The sequence below is a fragment of the Pseudoalteromonas sp. S3178 genome (assembly GCF_005886985.1).
GTDB classification, from domain to species: Bacteria; Pseudomonadota; Gammaproteobacteria; order Enterobacterales; family Alteromonadaceae; genus Pseudoalteromonas; species Pseudoalteromonas carrageenovora.
In genome coordinates, this window is the sequence record NZ_PNCW01000204.1 from 1 (window position 1) to 437 (window position 437).

Annotated in this window: 1 pseudogene; it reads left to right on the forward strand. The window is 38.0% G+C overall.

The features are described from left to right. Positions 1–228 precede the first annotated feature (228 nt). Positions 229–437: pseudogene (locus tag CWC11_RS23035) on the forward strand (EamA/RhaT family transporter); the annotation flags it as partial.

Genomic DNA, 437 nt, shown 5'->3' on the forward strand with positions numbered 1-437 from the left:
CAATGGGAAAAAATAAAAGGTTGAAAATATAAGGGGTCCGGCATTCCAAAATGAGCGCCGTTTCTCAACTAGGGTAAATTCTGTGGTAATGGACACAAGCTTCTCTGATTCACTCTTTTTATTATTATTTACGTTTAAGCGCAGAATGTTGAGTGACAAGTGTCAACAATCTTGTCATCTCAAAGCGATTAAATGATAGACTGCTAAAAAACAGTTCTAATACTCAATATGCGCCCACAACAATCCGCTTTGCTCTCGCTCCATAGTGCCGTTTTATTATTTGGTGGAACAGCATTATTTTCAAAATTAATTTCACTCTCAGCACTGGATATCACCGTTTACCGTACCGCCGTTGCTTTCGTTGTGCTACTCCTCTTACTCAAAATACAACGGCAGCCGATAAAATTAAGACATAAAAAAGATTATCTAACGGCTTT